Raw genomic sequence first — 22287 nt, forward strand, 5'->3', positions numbered from 1 at the left:
GCCGAGAGCGGGGAGGCTCGGGGCGCGGCCGCTGCGCGCTGTTCCCTCGGGTGTACCAGTGATGACAGGGGACCGGCAGACCGGCAGACCGGCAGATCAACGCCGTGGTCGCTGCCGGAGTGTGGTGTGGTCGCGAGAGGGCGGGTGGGTCAGCCTCTGCCGATGTGTTACAAGGACGGCGTCGGCGCCGGGGCGACAGCGACCAGTGGTGCAGGCACAGCTGTCGACTCACGCTGGAACCCCGCGACCGCGTCGAAGTACCAGCGTGAGCCCGTGCCGATGCGGCAGGTGCTCGCCGAGGGACCTGGACAGCGGTGTACTCGTGTCCTCGCCCGCTCACCCCTGGCCGTCCACGACCTGCAGCAGCCGGGTCACGGCGTGGGCGAGGGGGATGGCTTCCTGCTCGATCCGGCGGAACGGGGTGGGGCCCGCGGTCGCGATGGTGTCGTACGCGGTTCTTTCGGCTTCGGTCAGGTGTGGCAAGAGCTCCGGTGACGGCTTGATAGGACGACCGTTCTTGTCGTGGTCAACGCCGTACTCGGCGTAGTGATGCAGGTCGGTGGCGTCCATGAGGATGGAGGTGACCGGCTTCGCCGGAGCCCCGTCCGGTGCGGGTGCGGCCAGAGTGCCGCGAAACCGGTCGAGGATCGCGTACCCGTCCGCATCGATGTCGCCCCAGTAGACGATGTGCTCCGCGGCACGGATCCAGGGCACTCCTCCCAGGAGGGCGGCTGCGGCTTTCCCACCGCCCTCGACCACGATCGTGTCCCTGACCGGCGGGAACCAGAGGCGGGAGTCTCGGTTCTCCACGACGAGGACGACGCGCGGCCGGTAGGCGATGTCGTGCACGTCACCGGTTGTCCAGGCGTCGTGCCTGCGGCGGCCCGATGCAGCGTGGTCAGGGTCGACATAGGTCAGGTGCGTGACGGTCAGCCGGGGCCGGACCTCTTCCCGGACGTCACGTCCAGCGACATCGCGCAGCAGTGCGCCGTGGGAGTCCAGCCATTTGGTGTGCATACCTGGGATCGGGAGTTGCCGCAGGGTCCAGGTGCCGGCATCGGGGTGTTGCCGTAACCAGGTCACGGCGCCCAGCAGCACCTCCACGTCGATGGCCCGAAGACGGTAGGCAGCCCGGAGCGTGGCCGGGGTGAGAGTCGCGCCGGCGGCTCGCAGCGCCGACGCGAGCTCACGGGCACGGCGGATGTCCACTGTGGGTGGTTCAGCACCGGTGCGGGTGTCGGCGAGGAGCGTGACGGCACCGTCCAGATCCGCCTTGAGCGTCGCGGGGAAACCACCGGCGACTCCACGGATGGTCACCGCTTTGCGAACGATTTCGACACCGGCGGGAAGCCGGCTCGCGAACTCACGCCAACGCCTGTGCCACTCGTGCCATGCGGCGTGCCCGAGCTGCTCGACGGCCTTGCCCGTCGACACGCCGGGGCGAAGCGGAACGGAGAAGATGACCCGGTCGCCGACGCCGAAGCCCGCGCACACGGCTTCCGCCCACTTCTGGCCGAGCTTGCGGCGGACCGCCGTCAGGGCGTCCTCCGGGTTGACGAGTGCGCTCATTCGTCACCAACCCCGACCAGAGGCTTCGCCCACGATCGGCCCTCGGAGTTCTTGAGAATCAGGTACTCCGCGTCCACGTGTGGCTCGATCGCGCTGTGCTTGTCGTTGGGAGCGCCGATGATCAGCTGGAAACCGAGTCCGCGCCACGCGCCGATGGCCCGGCCGGTGAGGCGCGCGTCCGCCTTGATCAGCGCTTCGTCGAGGAAGATGGGGGCGTAGCGGGGACGCTCGGCGCCCGCGTCACCCAGCTGGTACCGCAACGCGGCACCGACGATGAACGCCACCAGTTCCTGCGACTCGCCCCCGGACTTCTCGCCGATGTGGTCGTACACGGCGACGTGCCTGCCGTCGAGGTCCCGTTTCTCGGCGCTGATTCGGACGTGGTTGCGGACGTCGACGAGGTCGGCGAAGTCGGGGGCGGTGCGGCGGATCCGGTCGATCACCTTGGCCATCCGGTGATAGGCGCGTTCCCGGTCGGCGTCCGTTTCCGCCCGGTCGATGAAGGCGCGAACGTCGCGCAGCTCCTTGCGGAACCGGGCGCGCACCGTGGAATGGCTCTCCTGCGGGTCGATGCGCAGTCGGTGGTTGTCGTCGGCGAACGGCAGTTCGGCGAGGATGCGGTTGACCGGGTCGATCCGGTCACGGATCTCCCGAACCGCGGCGGCCAGCTCGCTGTCCAGGCCGGTGAGGTCGTTGCCGGACAGTTTGAGCAGACTGTCCCTCCACTCGGCCTCCAGCTCGTGCAGACCGCTGGTCTCCAGGTCGGTGAGTACGCGGTCGAAGTCGCGGTACGAGGCGTCCGGGTCGGTACCGAGGTTCGGGTTCGGCCAGCGTTCGAGGAACGTCGAGAACGTGTCCTCCAACGCCTTCCTCGACCGGCCGATCGTCTCCGTCGCCGAGCGTCGGTCGGCGACGAGTCTGTCGGTGGCCAGTTTCACCGCCGCGTCGAACTCCGCGAGCTCCGTCGCCGGGGTGGCGCTGTCCGGGACGCTGTCGAACAACGCCTCCAGGTACTCCTGGTGTTCCGGAAGGACGACCGTGCCTGTCTCCGCGGCCGCGTCGAGCGCCGACTGGGCGCGGTCCACCTCGTCGACGGTCGCCTCCCAGCTCTCGCCGAGCACCTCCACGGTCTTCTTCTGTTGACCTGCGCGCTCGGTGAGGTCCCTGACCCGCTCCTTGAGCTCATCCACCTGTCGCTGCAGCTGGTCGATCTTCGGATTGCCTGCGCGGACCTCGTCGACGACACGGTTCCACCGGTCCCGTTCCGCCTGGACCGACTCGACGTCCACCTGGTCCCACGACAACTCGGTCAGGGTCCGGTAGGCCGCACGCCTGGCCTCGAACGAGTTGAGCTCGTCCTCCGCCCGCGACACCCAAGCGACGGCCTCGTCGAGGCGGTGGCGCGCGAGGCCGATCCGATGGTCCAGGTCGGCGAGCAGCCTGCTGTTGGTGAAGCCGAGCACGTTGGCGCGGCCGTGGCCGCCGTGCGCGCCCCGACTGCCTTGCGACATCTGCCCGTCGATCGTGAGCGCCTTGGGGTACTGCGCGAGCAGCCGGGGTGTCTCGACACAGACGAAGTCGAACCGGCGGGCGAGCTCGCTCTTGAGCCAGGCGGTGAACGGCGACGGCCGGTAGTCGAGCCTGCCGGGGAGCGTCTTCGCGTTGAGTCCGACCTCGTCGCGCAACCCCGTGCGCACGCCCTCGAACTGCACTCGTCGAGCTGTCCTGACCTTGTTGATGGCCTCTCGGAACGCGTTCAACCGTCCGATGTCGATGAGCATCCGCGTGGCGAACCCGCCGAGTGCCAGGTTGAACGCCTCGCGCCACGGCTCGAACTCGGTGCTGACCTCGATCAGCTCGCCGACGAACGGCAGGTCGTCCGGCGTCAGGCCGGCGGCCTCGGCCCACGCCGCGCGAGCCGCGTGCAGCTCGGTCGGGATGTTCCCCCTCCGCGACTTGACCGCCTTGTGCTCGGCGCGCAACTCGGCCAGTTCGGCTTCGGTTTGCTTCTTCTCCGCCATCGCCTCGGCGAACCGGGTCTGGGCGGTTCGCCTGGCTTCCGTGTCGGCCAGGGACCGATGGGCCGTCTCGACCAGTGCGGCGAAGTCCTCGCCGGTCGACACCGTAGTGCCGAGGGTGTCGAGTGCCCGGTCCAGCTGCTTCCGTGCTCGTTCGACGTCGAGCAACCGTTGCTCGACGCCACGCAACTCCCGGAGCGCGGTGTCCAGGCGGTCACCACCGGAGGCGCGAAGCGTGTCGGCCGCCCCTTCGCACTGCGCTTCGGTCGCTTCGACGAGGGCGTTGGTCTCCCTCAATTCCTCCTTGGCCCGGCGGTGCCGTCGGGCCAGGTCCCTCTCGGCCGCGCGGAGGAGATCGAGCCGACGTTCATGACGCCACAACGCGGCAGGGGACGACGCCTCGCTGAACGAGCCGACCGCGTCGATCAGTCGCAGCTGTTCCTCCGCTTCGTCGATGGCGCGGCGATGCTCGCGGATCGGAGTCAACGCCTTCACCTGCTGGCGAGCGACGATCATCCGCTTCCGGATTTCGGACAGCTCGTCGAACTGCTGGACCACCGCGTCCGCAGTGGCCAAAGTGGACGGTTCTTCGAGGACCATCGTCTTGTACAGGGCGTCGACGGTGGTGATCTGCTGGCCGGCCTGGATCCGACCGAGCAGCGCGACCGCCTTGTGTCCGTCGCCCGCGGCGCCGATGCCGAGCGTGGTGTGGAGCCGTGCGGTGAAGTCCCGGTCGGTTTCGAAGCAGGTCAATCCGGTCGCCTCGACCTCGGTGCGGGCGAGCCGCTTGCCCGCCGGGCCTTCCAACGCCCGCAGTGAGTAGTGGTGGTCGCAGGTGGCGCGCACCGCCACGACGTCGTCGAGGGTGCGGGCAGACGACGGAACGTACCAGGCGCGGAGCGCCGTGAACTCGGCACCGGTGTGATCGACCCAGGTCATCGCGATGGCCGACCAGGTATCGCGGCCGTCTCCGCGCAGCACCCGCACCTTCGTCTCACCGTCAGCTCGGGACTCGTCGAGCTTGCCGCGCGCATAGGAGAGGATGTTGCGCTGATCCTTGCCCCGGGGTCTGCCGACCACCCCGCCGTTGGACGCCCCGTTGAAAGGAGTCGTATGCGGCATGAGCAACGCGATGTAGGAGTCCATCAGCGTCGACTTACCTGAGCCCGAACCGCCACTGAGCAGGGTCGCGCCAGGCGCGAAACGCACGGTGTGATACCCGTCGTAGCCGCCCCAGTTCACCAGTTGCAGGTCCCGTGCCACCCACTGCTGGCCCCGCGATGCCGCCGGGATCAACCCGAACAGCGTGTCGATCATGCTCACGCCGTGGCCTCGTTTCGTTCGCGCAACCACTGTTCCAACTCGGCGAGCTTCGCGGTACTCAGCACGACCTCCACCAGCGGGGTGATCCGATACCGGCCCGCGGACTCCTCGACGAGCAGGCCTTCGGTGACCAGCCGCTGCACCGCACTGCGAACCTCCTGTTGGGTGCGGGCCAGGTTGTGGTCGTTGGGATCGAAGTAGGTCAGCACGGTCTGTTCCAGCTCCTCGATGTCCACGCGTGCGGACGTCTCTCCCGTGCCGCGTTCCCGTTGGAAGACGGTCCGCAGGTGCACCAGCACCAACGTCTCGGCCCGGTTGTAGGGCTCGTCCCTGAGCAGGATCGGCACGTCCAGCTCCGTCGAACGCACCTGCTGCTTGTACGCGATGCCCCGGTCGTGATCGACCACAAGACGGACGAACAGGTCGTGCATCCGTGACTCGATGATCTGCTGGTTCTCCAGCAACGTGCGCCACTGCGCCGGGTTCTTCTCGGCCAACAGGAACTTGCGACGCAACAACTGGACCAACACCCGCCGCACGTCCGCGTCGAGCGTGCCCGCGTCCCCGGGGAACAACTCGGTCGGATCGTCCTCCATCGGAACCGGGTCGATGAACCCGGCGGTCGAGCCGGCCGACCAGCCGTCGCCGGGATCGAGCTCACTCATCGGTCACCGCTTTCGTCAGCGCTCGCCGGGTTCGCCGCCACCACACCACCGAGGGCGAACCGTCGCCTGGTCCCGTCGGGTCGGACCGTGTCGACCATGGCGACCTCGGCTGTCTCGGTCATCCCGGAGTCGTGTGCGATCTCCAGCAAACCGAGCAGGTCGACCGGCCGCTGGAGATCCTCGTCCGCCGCGCGGAAGGCCGCCGCGACATCCACGTTCTCCGCGTCGCCCGCGAACGTCACCAAGTGCGCCTGCAGTGCGGCGTACCGGGGGCCACCCCATGCCCGGGTGTCCGCGGTCGTCACGTCCTCGGTCTCATCCCACTCACGCAACGGCGCGGGCGGCTGCGGCGGCCGTAGGTCACTCATCCGCTGCCGCAGGTGCCCGACGTCGGCCACCGGTAGACGACGGAGCGGCTCGACGGCCTCGCCGCGGCGTGAACCGGGGACCCACTCGTGGAGACCGGCCATCACGTTCCTCAGCAGCTCGTCGACCTGGCGGTCCCGCATCGGATCGTGGTTGCGTACCTGGGTGGTGATCACATGGGATGCCTGCCGCTGCGCGGTCAGCACCTCACTGACGCCCTGCTCGACCCGGCGCGAGATCTCGGTGAGCTCCCGCCGCTGCTGCTCCGGCAGCAGATCGGTGAACCTGTGCCGTAGCACTGTTCGCAGCTGACTCCACAGGTTATGGATCTGCGCCGGATCACCGATCAGCCGCAACGCCCCCGCGAACGCACGGCCCTCCGGGGTCGCGTCCAGGATTCGCTTGCCGCGATCCAGGTACTCCCGGAGGACCTCACCGGTCGGCCGCACGTCGTGCCGCAGCTCGGCGACGACGTCGCGCTGGACGGCTTTGATCGACTCGGCCACGCGGGCGAAGTCCGCCGGCAGTTCCCGCGCCAGGTGCAGCACGTTCTCGGCCGCCTCAAGCAGCTGCTCGTCGGCGACCGTCTCGACTGTGCCGCCCCGTTCGAGCCGGGTGAGCTCCTTCTGACGTTGCTGGATCTCTTCGTGGAGACGCGCGATCCGGGCCATCACGTCCGGATCGGCGTCCTGCGCGAGCCGCTCGATCGCTTCCAGCAGTGTCCTGACCCGCGACTCCGACACCCTGGTTCGCACTCCGCCGACCCGGCCCGCGACCTCGAGCGCACCGACGCCGTACGCGGACAGGCGGTACACCTCGACGTCGTCGTCGGACACCTGCCGCACCAACCAGCCCGCCTGCACCCACTGCCTGCAGAGGTCCCGCGCGTTCCCAGCCGGCAACGGCTGGTTGTCCTCGTCCCCGTAGCCCGCGGCCCGCAACTGGTCGAGGGCGTCGTTGATCTCCGCGTGCGCGTCCGCCACCGCCACGCTCGGCCGCTCCGCGGTGAAGACCATCGCCAGCACCGTCACCACGAACGGCGCGTGCGTCTGGTGAAGCAGGGCGAGCATCGGGTTCTGGAACGCCCGGAGCGCACCCTGGTACGCGCCTTCTATGCCTCGTGTAGCCATCGCCGCGTAGCGTACGGCGTGAGTCCGACACGGTCGGTGACCGCGCCGCGTTGGCGGGATCACGGCTGGTCACACCTCCAGCAGATCTTCGGCAATTGCCGAGCCCGCTCTTACTGGCGTCGAAATCGGGGTGGGCGGGGGCCGTTGCGGGCGTAGCGTTGGCGACCGTGACGAAATACCGGAATGCGGGAGACGATCCGGCGGACGGCTGGTTTCCCGAGAGCGTGGCCGCAGGGTACGACGCTCCGGGCGGCGCGAACGCGCCCGAGGTGGTGACTCCCGTGGTCGATGTCCTCGAGGATCTTGCTGATGGAGTCGTACTCGAGTTCGCTGTCGGGACTGGGCGCATCGCCGCGCCGTTGGCCGCTCGCGGGGTGCCGGTGAGTGGCATCGAGCTCAGCCGGGCGATGGCAGCGCGCATCGCGAGCAAGCCGGGCGGTGACGCGGTCGAGGTCACGATCGGCGACATGACGACGACGCGGGTGGCCGGTCGGTTCTCGCTGGTCTACCTGGTGTTCAACACGATCAGTAACGTGACCACACAGGACGGGCAGGTCGACGTCTTCCGCAATGCGGCCGCGCACCTGCGGTCGGGCGGGCTGTTCCTCGTCGAGGTGAGTCTGCCGGACCTGCGTCGCCTGCCGCCCGGGCAGGACACGGTCCCGTTCGAGGTGGCGCCCGCCGCCGACAGTGGTGGCTATGTCGGGTTCGACCAGTACGACGTCGTGACGCAGCAGTTCACCTCGAACCACGTCACCGTGTCGCCGGACGGGAAGGGGTCGTTCCGCCGCATTCCCTTCCGGTATGCCTGGCCGTCCGAGTTGGACCTCATGGCGCGCATAGCCGGGATGAGCCTGAAGCACCGCTGGGCCGACTGGGATCGTTCGGAGTTCACGGCTGACAGCACCAAGCACGTGTCGATCTGGGGGAAGAACCGGTGACAGCGGCCGCGGCATACACGGACTGACGCGGGCTCACGGGTTCCGTTACACCCGGAAGTCAACATCAGTGAGCGGCAAGGGGAATGCCCGCGCGGTGAACTGGCACAGGCCGAGCCCACCGCACGCCGCGTCGCGAACGAGCATGTGCTACTCGATGTCTCTGTCACCGTAGGACGGGTCCTTCGCCTTACGTGCCGTCGGTCGACACGACGGCGGGCCGGAGCGCGGCGGGTGGTCACCAGGTCCGGGGCCGGTAGCGGGTGAGGGTGTCGCGGAGATGGTGACCGGGGCCGCGCAGGAACAGGGCGTCCAGTTCGTTGACGGGGACGGTGAGGGGGCGGCCGTCCCCGTCGGGGTCGTCGTCGGCCGGGGGATACTCGTCGGCGCGGCTGACGGGGATGGTGACATAGGGTTGATCGTTTCCGAGACCCTGGGGATCGGGTTCGGGCCGGCACCGCCACTGCGCCCCGTAGTGGCGGACGTGGACCTCTCCGAGGTACCAAGCGGCGACGCTGACGAGCTCGGTGTCATGGGCCGCCATGATGTCCTCGTAGGAAGCGAAGCGGCGGCGCAGCAGGTCCTCGAGCCGGTCAAGGGACTCGATGCTGAAATCCCATCCGCCACTGTCGAGCGGGGAGCGTGTTTCGAAGGCGGCAGCCTGTGCGGCGGTCCATAGGTTCAGCCGGGGGTTGTCCGCCCACTTCTCCTCGCCCCTGCGCTGCCGTCCCTCCACGCGGGTGACCCTACGCGGTACCAGACTCGGCTCGGCGTGCTTCGTGTGTCCATGCCGTCGTCGTGCGGCGCCGCGCCTGGAAGCGCACTAAGAAACAAAAGAACCGGCCGCCTGCGACGACCGGTTCATCACCTGGCACTCAGAGTGTCCGAGGGGGGACTTGAACCCCCACGCCCTTTACGGGCACTAGCACCTCAAGCTAGCGCGTCTGCCATTCCGCCACTCGGACTTGCTGGGGAATAGAGTAGCGGACGCCCGAACAGCTCGTGCACGGGGGGTGCCCTTTCGCGCCCACAGCGAGCTCACCTGCGCGAATGATAGGAAGGTGCGGTGACCGAACCCAATCTGATCGACGAGGCCGCCGACGAAGCCGTCACGCTGACGAGCGAGCTGATCCGCATCGACACCACCAACACGGGCGATCCGGCGACGCTGGCCGGCGAGCGCGAGGCCGCCGAATACGTGGCCGAGAAGCTCACCGAGGTCGGCTACGAGATCACCTACGTGGAGTCCGGCGCGAAGAGCCGGCACAACGTGATCGCGCGCCTGGCGGGCGCCGACCCGAGCCGGGGTGCGCTGCTCGTGCACGGCCATCTGGACGTCGTACCCGCCGACCCCTCCGAGTGGTCGGTTCACCCGTTCTCCGGAGCCGTCCAGGACGGCTACGTGTGGGGCCGCGGGGCGGTGGACATGAAGGACATGGTCGGCATGTCCCTGGCCCTGGCGCGGCACTACAAGCGCCACGGCATCGTGCCGCCGCGTGACATCATCTTCGCGTTCCTCGCCGACGAGGAGGCGGGCAGCCAGTACGGCGCGCAGTGGCTGGTCGAGCACCGACCGGAGTTGTTCGAGGGCGCGACCGAGGCCATCAGCGAGGTCGGCGGTTTCTCGATCACGCTGCGTGACAACGTGCGTGCCTACCTCATCGAGACCGCCGAGAAGGGCATCCGCTGGATGACGCTGCGGGTGCGTGGCACGGCGGGCCACGGCTCGATGCTGCACCACGACAACGCCGTCACGAAGCTGTCGGAGGCCGTGGCACGGCTCGGCAACCACCGGTTCCCGCTCGTTTTGACCGACTCGGTGCGCGAGTTCCTCGCGGGCGTCACCGAGATCACCGGCTGGGACTTCCCCGAGGACGACATCGAGGGCGCGGTGGCCAAGCTCGGCAACATCTCGCGCATGATCGGCGCGACGCTGCGTGACACGGCCAACCCGACCATGCTCAACGCCGGGTACAAGGCCAACGTCATCCCGTCCACGGCCGAGGCCACCGTCGACTGCCGCATCCTGCCCGGTCGGGTCGAGGCCTTCAACCGCGAGCTCGACGAGATCCTCGGCCCGGACATCGAGAAGGAGTGGCTGGAGCTGCCGCCGGTCGAGACGACCTTCGACGGTGCGCTGGTCGACGCGATGAGCGCCGCCGTGCTCGCCGAGGACCCCGGTGCGCGCACGCTGCCGTACATGCTGTCGGGAGGCACCGACGCGAAGGCGTTCCAGAAGCTCGGGATCCGCAACTTCGGGTTCGCGCCGCTGAAGCTGCCGGACGACCTCGACTTCTCGGCGCTGTTCCACGGCGTCGACGAGCGCGTTCCCGTGGACGCGCTGAAGTTCGGCACACGCGTGCTGGACCGGTTCTTCCGCAACGCGTGAGCTTCGTGGGGCCCGCGCCCGTGCGGGCCCCACGAAGCCGGATGGTCCGCTTCGCCTTCCGGTCACTCGGTAGGCAGGCGACCCTCCCTCACACCGAACTTCAACGCCTTGCTCAGAACGTCATGGGCCTGCTGTGTCAGGCTCCGGTGGCCCAGCAATTCCAGCGTCGCACGGAAGAGCTTCTCCTCCGTCGTCGGCTGCTCGGAGGTCAGCACCTCTCGCATGGCGTTGGTGATCTCCTCCGGTGCGATCTCGCCGACCTTGCGGTCGCCGGGCCTCTGCGTCACGCGATAGCCGCACCAGGTGTCCGGGTCAAGGTGCGGTGGCCAGACGAACACGCCGAGACCGCTTTTCCGCTTGCGGAGACTCCTCGGCAGACAGACCAGCGCCTCCTGTTCGCGGTTCTGTCGCACCCGGCTGAAATCGAAGGACCTGACGACCGCGTTCGCCAGTCGACCGATCTCGACCGGGCCTTCGAACCGGGTGATCTCGATGAACAGGTCGGCCACCAGTCGTCGCACCCGCTTGTCGTGCGGCAGAGCCTCGAAGTCCTCCTTCGATCCGACGATCTCCGGTTTGAACGGCACGAACGGGGCAGGGCCGTCCACGGGTGCGGCGGCCTCACGCATCGACTCGTCGTCGCGTGACCGGGGATCACTCCCGGTCGATGGCGAAAGTGGTCGTGGTCGCACCGTGGTTGCCTGGTTCGCGATGAACCCCGTCCCCGCGTCGGCTTCGGGGAGCGCCACGATGCCCTTCACAGCCTCCGTTTCGTCGGCCTCCTCGATCACCTCTGCCTCGTGCTGCTGTGGTCCGGGCGAGGCTTTCTCGGCGTCCCGGTGAATCGGTGCCAGGATGCGCGTCGGTTGTTCGGTCTCCCTGGGCGTCTCGGCACCCGTGTCGGCTGTGTCGGTCCGTGCCTGAGCAGCCGATGCCTCCTTGATCGCGCGTTCGATCTTGTCCAGGACCGCGTCCTGGTTCCTGATCCATTCGGGCAGCCAGATCCGCACGGTCGCGGGCCAGCGCATGAGCTTTCCAAGCAGTTGTGGAGCCGCGTCCCGGTCGGCCACCGTCGGTTTCGACGCCCACGCCGGTCCGTCCAGCAGCGCCGCGACCTGCCAGCGGTCACTGCCCGGTTCCCGGACAGCGAGGTCGACGGTGAACTGGGACAGCCCGAAGTGTGTGGCCACCCTGTAACCGCGGGATCGAAGTGTCTGCGCCACCTCGTCCAGAACGCGTTCGCCACCAGGGGTGTCGTGGGATTGTGGTTGGCCGAGCTGGTCGAAACCGTGGGCGGCCAGGTCCAGGTACGCCCGCAGATGCCGGGTTCCGGTCGCGTTCGTCCGCGACAGGTCGATGTCCTTCGGATCGAAGGAGCTGAACAAGATCACCCGTTGCCGAGCGCGTGTCACGGCGACATTCAGCCTGCGTTCCCCACCCGCCCTGGTCAACGGCCCGAAGTTGAGCGGTAGTTTGCCGTTGTCGTCCAGGGAGAACGCCAGCGAGAACAGCACGACATCCCGTTCGTCGCCCTGCACGTTCTCCAGGTTCTTCACGAACAGGGGCTCGTCCTCTCGTGCCAGTGCCGCCTGGACGCGGGGATCGGAGCTCTCCTCCAGCAGGTTCAGGATCAGGTCCCGTTGCTGGACGTTGAATGTCACGACCCCGATGGACTGCTTCTTCTTGCCCGTGTTCTGCCCGGCGAGCAGATGGCCGATCTGGTCGACGACCGCTTCCGCCTCGATCCGGTTGGTACGGGTGCCACGCTTGCCGCGGTCGAACACACCGTCGACGCGCCGCCACGTCACCGCCGCGTCCTCCGGTCCGCCGGGAGCGGGCAGACTGTGCAGCTTGCCCTCGTAGTAGTGGTGGTTCGAGAACGTGATGAGTGTTTCGTCGGTACTGCGATAGTGCCAGGTCAGCCACTCCTGTGGCAGCCCGGATTCCACGCACTCCTCGAGAATGCTCTCCAGGTCGGCGAGCGCGGCCGTGGTGTCGTCGTCGGTCGGTGCGTCGTCGTCCAGATCGCCGTGACCGGCTTCCATGACGCTCGTGGGCGGCATCTGCTTGGAGTCGCCGACCACGACCACCGACCGGGCCCTGCCCATCGCCCCGATCGCCTGCGCCACCCGGATCTGGGAAGCCTCGTCGAAGACCACCAGGTCGAACTCGATCGCTCCCGGTTCGAGGAACGTGGCCACCGACGCCGGACTCATCAGGAAGCACGGGGTCAGCGCGGTCACCGTGTCCGGGTACTTCGCGAGCAACTGCCGGAAGGAAAGATGGTTACGACCACCACGGCGAGACGGCTTCAGGTGACGCAGGAACTCACCTCCCCGGTCTCGGGCGTTCTCCTCCAGCCGAGGCCGCCTGCTGACGATCTCGGTCGCCATGCGTTCGGGCAGCAACGTCCTCAGCTCGCCACCGAGCCGGAGGTATTCGCGGACGTGGTGTTCGTGATCCTCGCCGTCGAAGAAGCGCAGCCCGTTCCCGTCGAGACGTTCCTGGAGCGCTGATCGTGCCACTCCCCGCAGATACGCGAGTTCGAGTTCCGCGGCAGGCAACGTACCACGCAGAACCCGCTCGCGGAATTCGTGGAGACCGCACCGGGCGAGCACGTCGGTGTGGGCGAGCAGAGTGCCCCACCGCTGCAACGGAAGCAGACCTTGTTGCCGCAACTCACCGAGCCAGACGGCGCCGTCGGTCTCCCATGCATGTGCCCAACCCCGGCCTTCGCTCCACAGAGCGAACTCCTCATCGCTCACGTTGAGCAGCAACAACCATCGGCCCCACGCCGACACGAACCGTTCGAGCACCTCCACGGGCGTGGCCGTGCCGAGACTACCGAGGGCCTGCCACAGCCCCGGCATGTCGGCGCGCAGGGTGCGCGCGGTGATGAGGGCGTCACGCCGCTCGTGAACCGCGGTGACGGCGTTGGGCAGCACCGGTGTCCAGTCGAGTGGCAGGGACAGGCCCGCGACACTGTGGGCTCGCTGGTACAGCCAAGCCGCCGCCTCGCGGGCCGCCATCACCTCGGCCATCACAGGAACAACCCGATCCGGGTCGAGTTCGGCGCCGGCGACGAGGTAGGGGCTCAGCCGTTCGGTGAGAGCCTGCTTCCTCTTCTTCCTACCGAACAAACCCTTGTCGGCGTCGGCCGCTTCCGCTGCCAGTGTGGGCAGGTCGGCGTGGACGAACAACTCGGGTCGGAACGTGGCGAGAACCCGGGCGTGGTCGAGCCGGAACCTGTCGATGTCGCTGAGCAGCGTGGCCACCATGTCGTCCCATCCCGGCACGGCGGCTGCCGCTGTGTCCTGCGGGCCGGGCAGCCTTCCCGACGCGGACAGCCGGGCGGTGGGAAGCGCGGCACCGGCGTACTGGGGCCGGGGCAGTGCGGCGAGGCGGTCCCGTAGCTGTGGCGGCAACTCGTGGAATCGCTGCTGAGCTGCGGCCAGGTCTTCAGCGGCCTGCACAAGCTCGGCCACGCTCACCCCGGAAACGTCCCGCAGGCCGCTGATCGCCCATGGATGGTGAGACCGCAACCGGGCGGACTCGGCGGCTGTGGGCAGAGCCCGAGCGGCGGTCTCGGTTTGGGAACGCCGCTCATCGTCGAGGGCGAAGAACGCGGTAGGTACGTCGGCAACCGGGCCCTCACTGTGCACGGTGGATGCCGCGTAGGCAGACCATACGGACATCCCGGCCGCGTTGGGGGAGTGCAGCTTGGCCGGGTAGCCCCGCAACCTGGTGAAGCTGCGTCGGAACGCCGCTTCCGTCGCGTTCCAGCCGTGCTCGTCGAACCGGGCGGTGCGAGCCCGCGCTGTGCGCAACTGTGCCTTGATACTGGCCAACGACTGTTTCCGGCCGTGCAGGTCGAGACAGAAGTCGCCGAGTCCGTTCGCGGCGAGCCTGCGTTTGACCACGTCGAGCGCGGCTTGTTTCTCCGCGACGAACAGCACCGTCCTGCCCTGTGCCATGGCATGGGCGATCAGGTTGGTGATCGTCTGCGACTTGCCGGTGCCGGGGGGTCCTTCGAGAACGAACGACCGCCCCTGCGCAGCCATGACGATCGCCCGTTGCTGTGATCCGTCGGCGGCGATGGGCAGGTGCAACCGGCCTTCGTCGAACGAGTCCTCCCCGGCGACAGGATCGACGAAGGCGTGGCCGGGCTTCTCCACCAGATGCCGGACGACGGGATTGTCCAGGAACCGCTGCCAGTGGTCGGTGAGGTCTCGCCACATCTGGAACGTCGAGAACTGCAACAGGCGTAGACTCGCGCGCTCGTCGATGCGGTAGTGCAGGTTGTTCTCGACCAGGCTGGTGCGGATCGCTTCGAGAGAACGGTCGATGTCGATACCGTCCTCGTCGAGGATCGGGTTTTCCAGTTCGGGAATGCGCACGCCGTGTCGGACACGTAGCCATTCGATGAGGCAGTAGTTCGGCGTGGCGATCTCGTCACCGTCGATCACGATCGTGTACGGCTTGTGGCCCGTGCCTCCGTCGATGCGGACGGGAAGCAGGAACAGCGGTGCGTGTGCCTCGCCGGAGGGCCCGGGATGCACGAGCGTTCCCAGCGTCAGATAGAGGTAGTTGCTGCCGGTTTCCTGCTGCAGAGTGCGCGCTTCGCGTTGCAGAGCTCGCATCTTCGTCACATAGCGGTGGTCGGACACCGCCACGTGAATGCGGTGGTCACGCCGCAGTTCCTCGGCGAGGACGTCATCGGGAAGTTCCTGCGCCCGGGAGACGCGGCGCATCCGGTCCACGCCACCGATGTGGTCTTCCGGTACCAGCCGCACCGGCTTTCCGGCGTGTACGAGGTCGTCGAGTACGGGCAGCGCGCTGACGGGCACGTGCAGGTCCACACCCTTGCCGGTACGGGGGAGTTTCAGTAGCGGGTTGCGCAGGCTGAGATCGAGCAACGCCTTGCGCCACTGCTTGATCCGCTCGGGCGCACCGTCGTCACCACCGCGCACGGCGAGGTTCTCCTCGCCGCGCAGTGCACCCGACCGCAGAAGCTCGGCCGGTAGCGCCAGCGTGGTCCTGGCCGGGGGCTGTTCGATGTCGGGTTCGTCCGCGCGCAGTCGGTCCTGCGACGGCAGGGCCTTGACGCCGTTGCGGTGTGCCAGAGCGATGTCGACCATGCCGAGCAGAGTGTGGTCGTCGGCACGGAAATGCGCGTCCGCGGCCGCCACGGCGTCGGCGAACGACATCGAATCCCGACCCGGCCCCACCCCGGTCAGCTCGACCGCGATCGCGCGGCGCGCCTCGACAAGGTTGGTCATATGGTTGGCGTCGAGCGAGACGGTCTCAGGAAGCCGTTCCTCGTCGAGGAAGAATCCGGCGAAGGCATGGCCCGAGACGATGAAGACGAGGGGATGCAAGCCTGCCGCTTCCAGGCACGCCGCGTACGTGACGGACAGGTCCAGACAGTTGCCCAGTTGCTCGCGTAGTACGGCGGAGGTCGTACGTACCTTCTGGCCTGTGCGTTCGAAGGACGCCTGGGTGCTGACGTAGCTGATGCGGTGTTGCCGCAAGGCCTCGTACACCGCTCCGCCGATGAGCGCGGCTCGTTCCGGGCCGGCCTGGTAGCCCTGGATCGAGCTGGAACCCGTTTCTCGTTCGAGCAACTCACGGGCGCTGCGTAGCACCCGACCGACGGAGGAGGTGTTGGGTTGCACGAACGCGGCGATGGAGTCGTAGAGCGTGGGAGAGTTGAACCACTCGTTGTGAGCGAGAACCCGCGGAGTTGATGCGATCCAGGTGCTCAGGCTCGGCCCTGCGCTCGAAGAGCGCCTCCAGCGCATCGCGGAGGCGGAAGGCCTCTCGGTGCCCCCGCTCCGTCCTCAGCGGAGGAGAGCGGCAGGCCGGCGGAGCGCATCCACTCCGCCAGCTCCTGATCATCGGCGATCGTGTCGCGAGGACGTGTGGACCAGCGCTCGCGCAGGGTGTTGACGAAGTCGATGCTGAGCGCCCCACCCGTGAAAAGCCAGTCGCGACGGCCCATCCAGCTAGCGTACGCCGACGCGCGCTTGACCTAACCCCGTCAGATGGCTAGAAACAGAGCGTGCCTTCCATCGCCCTGTCAGAACTGACCATGCACTACGAGCGGCGAGGGAAGGGTCCGTTGCTCGTCCTGCTGCACGGCTGGCCCCAGACCTCGGCCTGCTGGCGCAAGCTTCTCCCCGCGCTCGCCGAGCACTACGACGTCGTGGCTCCCGATCTGCGGGGGTACGGACACACCGACAAGGTCGTCGGCGATTACCGCAAGCGACGCATGGCGCAGGATGTCGTCGAGCTGGTTCACGCGCTCGGCCACGACACCATGCGCCTAGTGGGCCACGACCGCGGCGCGCGGGTGGCGCATCGCCTGGCGCTCGACCATGGGGCGATGGTCTCCCACCTCACGCTGCTGGACATTGCTCCGACCCTGCACACCATGCACCAGGGCGGTCCCCGCGCGGCCAAGGGCTACTGGCACTGGCTCTTCCACGAGCAGCCGGACCTTCCCGAGCGCCTCGCGGGCGCCGATGTCGCCGGTTACCTGGGGTACTTCTTCGAGCGCTGGGCGGTCGAGCGCGCTGCGCTCGACGACGCCATCCCGCACTACGTGGAGGCGTTCTCCCGACCCGGAGCACTGCGAGCCGGGTTCGATGACTACCGCGCCACCGACGGCGATCTCGCCGACGATCTCGCGGATGCCGAGGCCGGTCGCATCCTGGATCTGCCGGTTCAGGTGCTCTGGGGGGAGCATGGGCTTCCGCGCGGAGATGTCGTCGCCGCCTGGAAGCCATTCGCCCCACGAGCCTTCGGGGAGGCGATCCCGGGCTGCGGTCATTTCATCGCAGAGGAGAAGCCCGAGACCCTCGTGCGCCACCTGCTCGCCTACCTGGCGGCCTGACGTCGGCGGCGCGCCCGGCCGGCATGCGTCCGGTCAGGCAGGCTGGCTGCTGGCTCTGCTGGCCACCGCGCCCGACGCGTTCGCCTGAGGCAGGTGGCCGCGCGAGCCGAGCCGTGCCTCCGGAAGCGGCTACGGGCGCCGGCTGAGCAGCGCGTCGAGAGGGAGCCGCCCACGCGGCACCGTGCTCACGCCCCGCGGCGGAGCACCCTCGTGCCGGTACCCCAGCGCGAGCACGTGTCGGGGCAGCCAAGCCCGGGACAGGCCCAGGGCCTTCCTCGCCTCATCGAGGTTGCTCGAGGGGTAGAGCGTTGCGGGACAGGACCCGAGACCGTGCGCGGCCGCAGCGAGCACGATCGTCTGCGTCACGCGACCGACATCGAACTCCGTGTCGGCGAACCCGTTGTCCTCAGACGCGATCGCGAGAGCCACGGGCGCCCGCGCGAGGAACTGGGCGTATGCACCAAGGCGCGACAGGTGCTCCAGCGTGCCCCGGTCTCGTACCTCGACGAAGCGCCACGGCTGCCGGTTGCGCGCGGATCCGGTCCGACGGGCGATGTCGACGAGGCGAGCCACCGTCGCTGAGGAGACGGTCCGCTGCGGATCGAATCGACGCACGGCCGGCTGGGCGACGAGCGCGGCCAGGCACGCGGCGTCGGCATCGCGCGGCTCCTGACCGGGCCACTCGGCCGCGGATCCCCGCTCGCGGCTGGCGGTCATGCCGCGTCCGTCCCGCCGGCTATCCGAGCGGTCGCGCTCTCCAGGCGGGCGCGGGCAAGGGCGCCGGCGCGCGCGACGGCCTCCGCCAGCGCGTCGTCGCCTGCCGCCGCGATCACCGCGTCGATCTCCTGCAGGCCGGCCGCATGCAGGAGCCTCTTGTCGTTCGTCGTCCATGTGCCCTCCGCGGCGAGGACAGCATGGGCAAACTGGCATGCGGCGATCGCGATCGATCCGACGCACTGGGTAACCATGCCGCGGGGGGCGTGATTCGCCGCGGCGTAGCCGAGGGTGAGCTCCGCCATCTGCGACCACCGCGCCGCCGCGGAACGACGCAGCGCGGCGGGGTAGTCGTCGACGGCCGGCACCTCCCCGCGCAGCGTCCGCCCCAGGGCGAGCTCCGCGACGATCAGGTAGGTCGGGATGCCCGCGAGGTGGAACATCAGGGGCTCGACATCGAACTCGCCACGCTGGGCCCGCGCGATCTCCGCTTCGGCCACATCGAGGTCGCGGTAGTGCACGTCGACCCTGCGTCCCTCGATGGTGAGCCAGGCTCCCCCGTTGAACACGCCTCCGCCCCACCCGCCGATGGCGGACACCTCGCCTTCCCATCCGATGGCGCGCAGGTGGTCGGGATCGAACGCGCCTCGGTAGTAGATCGCGAGATCCCAGTCGCTGTCGGCTCCGGCGGTACCCTGAGCGCGCGAGCCGCCGAGCGCGACGCCCTCGACAGCCGGCAGAGCCGCAAGAGCGTCCGCGACGCCGTTCAGGAATGTGTCGTCGGTCATCTTCTCTCTCCTTCGCTCGTTCGCACCCGCTCGTGCTCTGTATCACATGGGTAGGAGGCGACTTCGGGTCATCCGCGGGACCCGATTGAACGTCGCCGAAGTGCGAAGGCCAGCAGGACGCCCGCGAGCAGGCACACACCGGCACCGATCAGCGAGGCGGTGACGACGCCGTCCCCGTAGGCCGCGATCACCGCCTGCAGCATCTCTGCGTCGCCCCGAAAGACCTCCATGCCGCCGGCGACCGTCTCGAACGCGCGGGGCTCCGACGGCGCGAGTTCCTGCATGACGCGGGTGTACACCGTCGCCGCCGCCGTCCCGAGAATCGCGATTCCCATCGCGCCACCGAGTTCGGTGCTGCTCTCAGCCAGGCCGGACGCACTGCCCGTGCGGGCCTGCGGGGCCTCCGAGAGGATGAGGGTGCTTGCCGTCGGGGTGGCGAGACCGGCGCCGGTCGTGATCACGAGGTAGCCGAAGAGGAACGTCCAAAGTGTACCCGGCACCCCCCACCAGGCCACGACGCAGAACCCGACTCCGGCGATCACCACGCCGGCAACCAGGATCGCGGCACGGGGGAAGCGGAGCGGAATCGCTGCGGCCATACCGGCACCGAGGAGCGTGCCGGCGAACGCGGGGAGGGCCCACATCGCGGCCTGCAGCGCACTGAACGAGTGGGTCGTCTGCACGAAAGTGAACGCGAGGGAGCCGAGACCGGTGAGGGCCAATGCGATCGCCGCGTTGGCTGCCACCGCGGAGCTGAAGCGCCTGTTGCGGAACAGCGATGCGTCGAGCAGCGGGTAGGCGATGCGGCGATGGCGCAGGACGTAGGCGGTGACCCCGATCGCAGCGATCACGGCGGCGGCCGCGGATGCGGCGCCGGGCCCCGCAGAGACGGTGTGCTTCACGGCGAACGCCGCCGCGACGATGCTCACCGTCACGAGCGCGGCTCCTGGCAGATCGTACGGATGCGGCGTGGCGCTGCGAGACTCCAGGAGCAACCACGGCGCTGCCAAGACCAGCACCAGCATCACGGGCACGTTCACCAGGAAGACCGATCCCCACCAGAAGTGTTCCAGCAGTACCCCGCCCACGATGGGTCCCAGCACCGACCCGCCGGCGAACGCCACCGTCCACGCAGACACCGCGATGCCTCGCTGTCGCTCTGCCGTGAACATGTCTCGGATCAACGCCAACGTCGAGGGGGCGAGCGTGGCTCCGCCGACGGCGAGGACCGCTCTTGCGACGATGAGGATCTCCGCCGTCGGCGCGAAGGCCAGGAATGCGGAAGCGATGCCGAACAGGACCGCGCCGATGATGAGCAGCCGCCGTCGCCCGATCCGATCGCCGAGGCCTCCCATCGGCAGCAGCAGACCCGCGATCACAAAGCCGTAGATGTCCATCGCCCACACCATCTGCGAAGCAGTGGGCTCCAGTGCGACGGATATCTCCGGTGCGGCCACGAACAGGATCGAGATGTCCATGGAGACCAACAGGGCGGGCAGAAGTAGCAGCACGAGACCCACCCACGTCCTCGCGGTGGCAGGTGCATGGGGCGGGGATGTGGAGGACACGTTCTCACTTTTCGTTCGTATGTCCATTCAATTTGACGTACGTACGATAGCATGGCGTCGTGAGCCAACGTGAGGACCTGCTAAAAGCCGCGAAGCACTGCATCGTCGAGAAGGGATACCACCGCACCACCGCGCGCGACATCGCGACGGCGGCCGGGTCGCACCTCGCGTCGATCGGGTACCACTTCGGATCAAAGGACGCACTGATGAACCTCGCGGCGATCGAGGCTCAGAGCGAATGGGGCGACCTCATTACGGATGCCGTGCAGAACGCGCAGGCAGCCAGCTCGTCGGAGCGGCTCGCCATCGCCCTCCGCGCACTGCTGTCGTCGATGCCTGAGCGCCGGGAGCTGCTCGTCGCGAGCGTCCAGGCTTTCGCACACGCCGCCTTCGCGGAGGATATCCGCGAATCGCTGGCGTACGCGACGGCCGAGGCTCGACGGGAGCTGGCCGGACTCGTGCTGGACGGGGCCGGCCCGAAGGCGGCGGGGGAACGAGGGGAAGCGGTGGGCAGCGTTGTCCACGCGCTCGTCGTCGGCCTCGCGATGCAGGCGCTCCTGGACCCGGATTCGCTTCCGCCCCAGGAGGAGATCACGGCCGCGCTTGCTACCGTCGGCACATCCACAACCTCCGAGGAGAGCCGATGACACACAACCGCACCTGGCGTGGTCGTTCCTTCCTGGCCATGAGCCTGGACGGATTCATTGCCCGACCGGATGGGGATGTGAGGTGGCTCGAGAGTCTGCCGACGGACAGAGGCCACGTCACGACGAGCGCAGCGAACCCCGCGCTTGTGTGGGAGACGTTCTTCCCCGACATCGACACTCTTGTGATGGGGCGAGGTACGTACGAGAAGGTCTTGACCTTCGGCGACTGGCCCTTCCCCGGCCTGACGACGCTGGTGCTCAGCAGTGCCCTCGACACCGACGACGGCAACATCGAGCTGGTCCGGACCGTCGACGAGGCGACCAACCGGCTGTCCGCTCGGGGTGCGAGCGAGGTCTATGTCGACGGGGGTGTGACCATCCGGTCCTTCCTGCGTCAGGGGCTGATCGACGAGCTGACGGTGTCGATCGCGCCGGTGATCCTTGGTGACGGCCTGCCCCTCTTCGGGGAGGGCACACCAGAACGCTCGCTGCGCGTGCGCGGATCGCACGTGACGGACGAGGGCCTCGTCCGCATCACCTACGACCTCGTCTAAGACCGAGCGCGCGTACGAGCTGGCTTGAGCGTAACCCTGCGTCGGGCAGGCGGCCCAGTCGGGCCAACGGCGAGGAAGCCACGAAGACGATCGTGAGCAGGGGTCTGCTGAACGAATAGGTGACAGTTTCGGTTAGGTGTGATGTCCGGGGACGTTGTTTCCCGACGCGGGGTTGAGCTTGTGATCCGTCCACATCACCACCGCGGGAACCATGGCGTACCGACGCTCCCGCGACGACAATCCCTGAGACCGCGCCACCGAAAACGTTGCCGTAGCGGCCGGCTCATCGACTACCGCGGATATCACAGCGAGCCCGGCAGGACGATATCGATCTCTGAAGGGCGGACCTCCTACAGCGACATAGCGCCGACGAAGTCGCCGGGTTCGACGACCCAGCCCTCTCTCACGGCGACCGTCGGCTTGAGGCGAACGCGGTACAGGTAGAACTGCCTGTTGTGATCGGCCTGACCATCGATGCGCCACAGCATGTTGTGGATCGCAGCCTCGTACGTGCCGGCGTGGAGAGCTTTCGCTCGCTGACGCTCGGTCCAAGCGGCGACCCGTTGGTCTCCACCCATCCGCAACCGGGTCTCGGCGGTCAGCCCGACGGCTGGGTCGGCTCCCATCGGTCGGTCCAGTCCAGACCGACGAGGAATCGTTGAGCGCAGCCCCCGCACAGCATGTGCCGGTCACGCGAGAAGTCGATCTGCCGTTCCATGGCTC

Annotated in this window: 16 protein-coding genes and 1 tRNA gene; 5 read left to right on the forward strand and 12 right to left on the reverse strand. The window is 68.3% G+C overall.

What is annotated here, in order from left to right; all coding sequences use genetic code 11:
* Window positions 1-336: 336 nt before the first annotated feature.
* The 4 genes from SACCYDRAFT_RS10395 to SACCYDRAFT_RS10410 are packed head-to-tail and all read right to left on the reverse strand — an operon-like array spanning window position 337 to window position 7071.
* Window positions 337-1569, reverse strand: a complete 1233-nt coding sequence (locus SACCYDRAFT_RS10395; RefSeq protein WP_005455976.1) for a Wadjet anti-phage system protein JetD domain-containing protein — start codon at window positions 1567-1569, stop codon at window positions 337-339.
* Window positions 1566-4910, reverse strand: a complete 3345-nt coding sequence (locus SACCYDRAFT_RS10400; RefSeq protein ID WP_043536359.1) for an ATP-binding protein — start codon at window positions 4908-4910, stop codon at window positions 1566-1568. Before SACCYDRAFT_RS10400 ends, SACCYDRAFT_RS10395 begins: the two co-directional genes overlap by 4 nt.
* Entirely contained in the window at window positions 4907-5575 is a 669-nt protein-coding gene (locus tag SACCYDRAFT_RS10405) for a DUF4194 domain-containing protein (protein ID WP_005455980.1), read from the reverse strand. The genes SACCYDRAFT_RS10400 and SACCYDRAFT_RS10405 overlap by 4 nt, the downstream gene beginning before the upstream one ends.
* The gene (locus SACCYDRAFT_RS10410; protein ID WP_005455982.1) at window positions 5572-7071 is read right to left on the reverse strand and encodes a DUF3375 domain-containing protein; all 1500 of its coding nucleotides are present in this window, start codon (window positions 7069-7071) and stop codon (window positions 5572-5574) included. Before SACCYDRAFT_RS10410 ends, SACCYDRAFT_RS10405 begins: the two co-directional genes overlap by 4 nt.
* Window positions 7072-7238: 167 nt before the next feature.
* Between SACCYDRAFT_RS10410 and SACCYDRAFT_RS10415 the strand changes: the two genes are divergently transcribed.
* Window positions 7239-8012: a methyltransferase domain-containing protein gene (locus tag SACCYDRAFT_RS10415; RefSeq protein WP_005455984.1), complete on the forward strand. Its 774-nt coding sequence runs from the start codon at window positions 7239-7241 to the stop codon at window positions 8010-8012.
* A 235-nt stretch (window positions 8013-8247) separates the two neighbouring features.
* Here SACCYDRAFT_RS10415 and SACCYDRAFT_RS25395 read toward each other — a convergent pair whose 3' ends face one another.
* Together SACCYDRAFT_RS25395 and SACCYDRAFT_RS10425 are read right to left on the reverse strand one after the other, a co-directional pair.
* Entirely contained in the window at window positions 8248-8745 is a 498-nt protein-coding gene (locus SACCYDRAFT_RS25395; RefSeq protein WP_005455985.1) for a hypothetical protein, read from the reverse strand.
* Between the two features lie 145 nt (window positions 8746-8890).
* Window positions 8891-8974 (reverse strand) — tRNA-Leu (locus SACCYDRAFT_RS10425).
* A 101-nt stretch (window positions 8975-9075) separates the two neighbouring features.
* Between SACCYDRAFT_RS10425 and SACCYDRAFT_RS10430 the strand changes: the two genes are divergently transcribed.
* Entirely contained in the window at window positions 9076-10398 is a 1323-nt protein-coding gene (locus tag SACCYDRAFT_RS10430) for a M20/M25/M40 family metallo-hydrolase (RefSeq protein ID WP_005455986.1), read from the forward strand.
* 62 nt (window positions 10399-10460) lie between these two features.
* Here SACCYDRAFT_RS10430 and SACCYDRAFT_RS10435 read toward each other — a convergent pair whose 3' ends face one another.
* The gene (locus SACCYDRAFT_RS10435; RefSeq protein ID WP_005455987.1) at window positions 10461-16199 is read right to left on the reverse strand and encodes a DUF4011 domain-containing protein; all 5739 of its coding nucleotides are present in this window, start codon (window positions 16197-16199) and stop codon (window positions 10461-10463) included.
* Entirely contained in the window at window positions 16160-16399 is a 240-nt protein-coding gene (locus SACCYDRAFT_RS27295) for an ABATE domain-containing protein (protein WP_083844739.1), read from the reverse strand. Before SACCYDRAFT_RS27295 ends, SACCYDRAFT_RS10435 begins: the two co-directional genes overlap by 40 nt.
* Before the next feature lie 60 nt (window positions 16400-16459).
* On the opposite strand from SACCYDRAFT_RS27295, the gene SACCYDRAFT_RS10440 reads away from it, so the two are divergent.
* A complete protein-coding gene (locus SACCYDRAFT_RS10440) occupies window positions 16460-17293 on the forward strand; it encodes an alpha/beta fold hydrolase (protein ID WP_005455988.1) in 834 nt (277 codons plus the stop codon).
* Between the two features lie 129 nt (window positions 17294-17422).
* Here the strand turns inward: SACCYDRAFT_RS10440 and SACCYDRAFT_RS10445 are convergent, their stop codons facing one another.
* The 3 genes from SACCYDRAFT_RS10445 to SACCYDRAFT_RS10455 form a co-directional block, all read right to left on the reverse strand.
* A complete protein-coding gene (locus SACCYDRAFT_RS10445; protein WP_005455989.1) occupies window positions 17423-18010 on the reverse strand; it encodes a nitroreductase family protein in 588 nt (195 codons plus the stop codon).
* Complete coding sequence (locus SACCYDRAFT_RS10450) at window positions 18007-18795, reverse strand: nucleotidyltransferase domain-containing protein (protein ID WP_005455990.1); 789 nt, start codon at window positions 18793-18795, stop codon at window positions 18007-18009. Before SACCYDRAFT_RS10450 ends, SACCYDRAFT_RS10445 begins: the two co-directional genes overlap by 4 nt.
* Before the next feature lie 68 nt (window positions 18796-18863).
* Window positions 18864-20306, reverse strand: coding sequence for an MFS transporter (locus tag SACCYDRAFT_RS10455; RefSeq protein WP_232283807.1), 1443 nt, complete (start codon window positions 20304-20306; stop codon window positions 18864-18866).
* A gap of 116 nt (window positions 20307-20422) precedes the next feature.
* On the opposite strand from SACCYDRAFT_RS10455, the gene SACCYDRAFT_RS10460 reads away from it, so the two are divergent.
* Window positions 20423-21010, forward strand: coding sequence for a TetR/AcrR family transcriptional regulator (locus SACCYDRAFT_RS10460; RefSeq protein WP_005455992.1), 588 nt, complete (start codon window positions 20423-20425; stop codon window positions 21008-21010).
* 38 nt (window positions 21011-21048) lie between these two features.
* Complete coding sequence (locus SACCYDRAFT_RS10465; RefSeq protein ID WP_232283843.1) at window positions 21049-21564, forward strand: dihydrofolate reductase family protein; 516 nt, start codon at window positions 21049-21051, stop codon at window positions 21562-21564.
* 350 nt (window positions 21565-21914) lie between these two features.
* Here the strand turns inward: SACCYDRAFT_RS10465 and SACCYDRAFT_RS10470 are convergent, their stop codons facing one another.
* Window positions 21915-22190, reverse strand: coding sequence for a hypothetical protein (locus SACCYDRAFT_RS10470; RefSeq protein WP_005456000.1), 276 nt, complete (start codon window positions 22188-22190; stop codon window positions 21915-21917).
* Between the last annotated feature and the right edge of the window lie 97 nt (window positions 22191-22287).

This window comes from Saccharomonospora cyanea NA-134 (assembly GCF_000244975.1).
Taxonomy (GTDB): Bacteria; Actinomycetota; Actinomycetes; order Mycobacteriales; family Pseudonocardiaceae; genus Saccharomonospora; species Saccharomonospora cyanea.

Coding starts and splice junctions, on each gene's coding strand:
- SACCYDRAFT_RS10395 (WP_005455976.1), bottom strand. CDS start 1,569: ATGAGCGCACTCGTCAACCCGGAGGACGCCCTGACGGCGGTCCGCCGC.
- SACCYDRAFT_RS10405 (WP_005455980.1), bottom strand. CDS start 5,575: ATGAGTGAGCTCGATCCCGGCGACGGCTGGTCGGCCGGCTCGACCGCC.
- SACCYDRAFT_RS10410 (WP_005455982.1), bottom strand. CDS start 7,071: ATGGCTACACGAGGCATAGAAGGCGCGTACCAGGGTGCGCTCCGGGCG.
- SACCYDRAFT_RS10435 (WP_005455987.1), bottom strand. CDS start 16,199: ATGCGCTGGAGGCGCTCTTCGAGCGCAGGGCCGAGCCTGAGCACCTGG.
- SACCYDRAFT_RS27295 (WP_083844739.1), bottom strand. CDS start 16,399: ATGGGCCGTCGCGACTGGCTTTTCACGGGTGGGGCGCTCAGCATCGAC.
- SACCYDRAFT_RS10445 (WP_005455989.1), bottom strand. CDS start 18,010: ATGACCGCCAGCCGCGAGCGGGGATCCGCGGCCGAGTGGCCCGGTCAG.
- SACCYDRAFT_RS10450 (WP_005455990.1), bottom strand. CDS start 18,795: ATGACCGACGACACATTCCTGAACGGCGTCGCGGACGCTCTTGCGGCT.
- SACCYDRAFT_RS10465 (WP_232283843.1), top strand. CDS start 21,049: ATGAGCCTGGACGGATTCATTGCCCGACCGGATGGGGATGTGAGGTGG.
- SACCYDRAFT_RS10470 (WP_005456000.1), bottom strand. CDS start 22,190: ATGGGAGCCGACCCAGCCGTCGGGCTGACCGCCGAGACCCGGTTGCGG.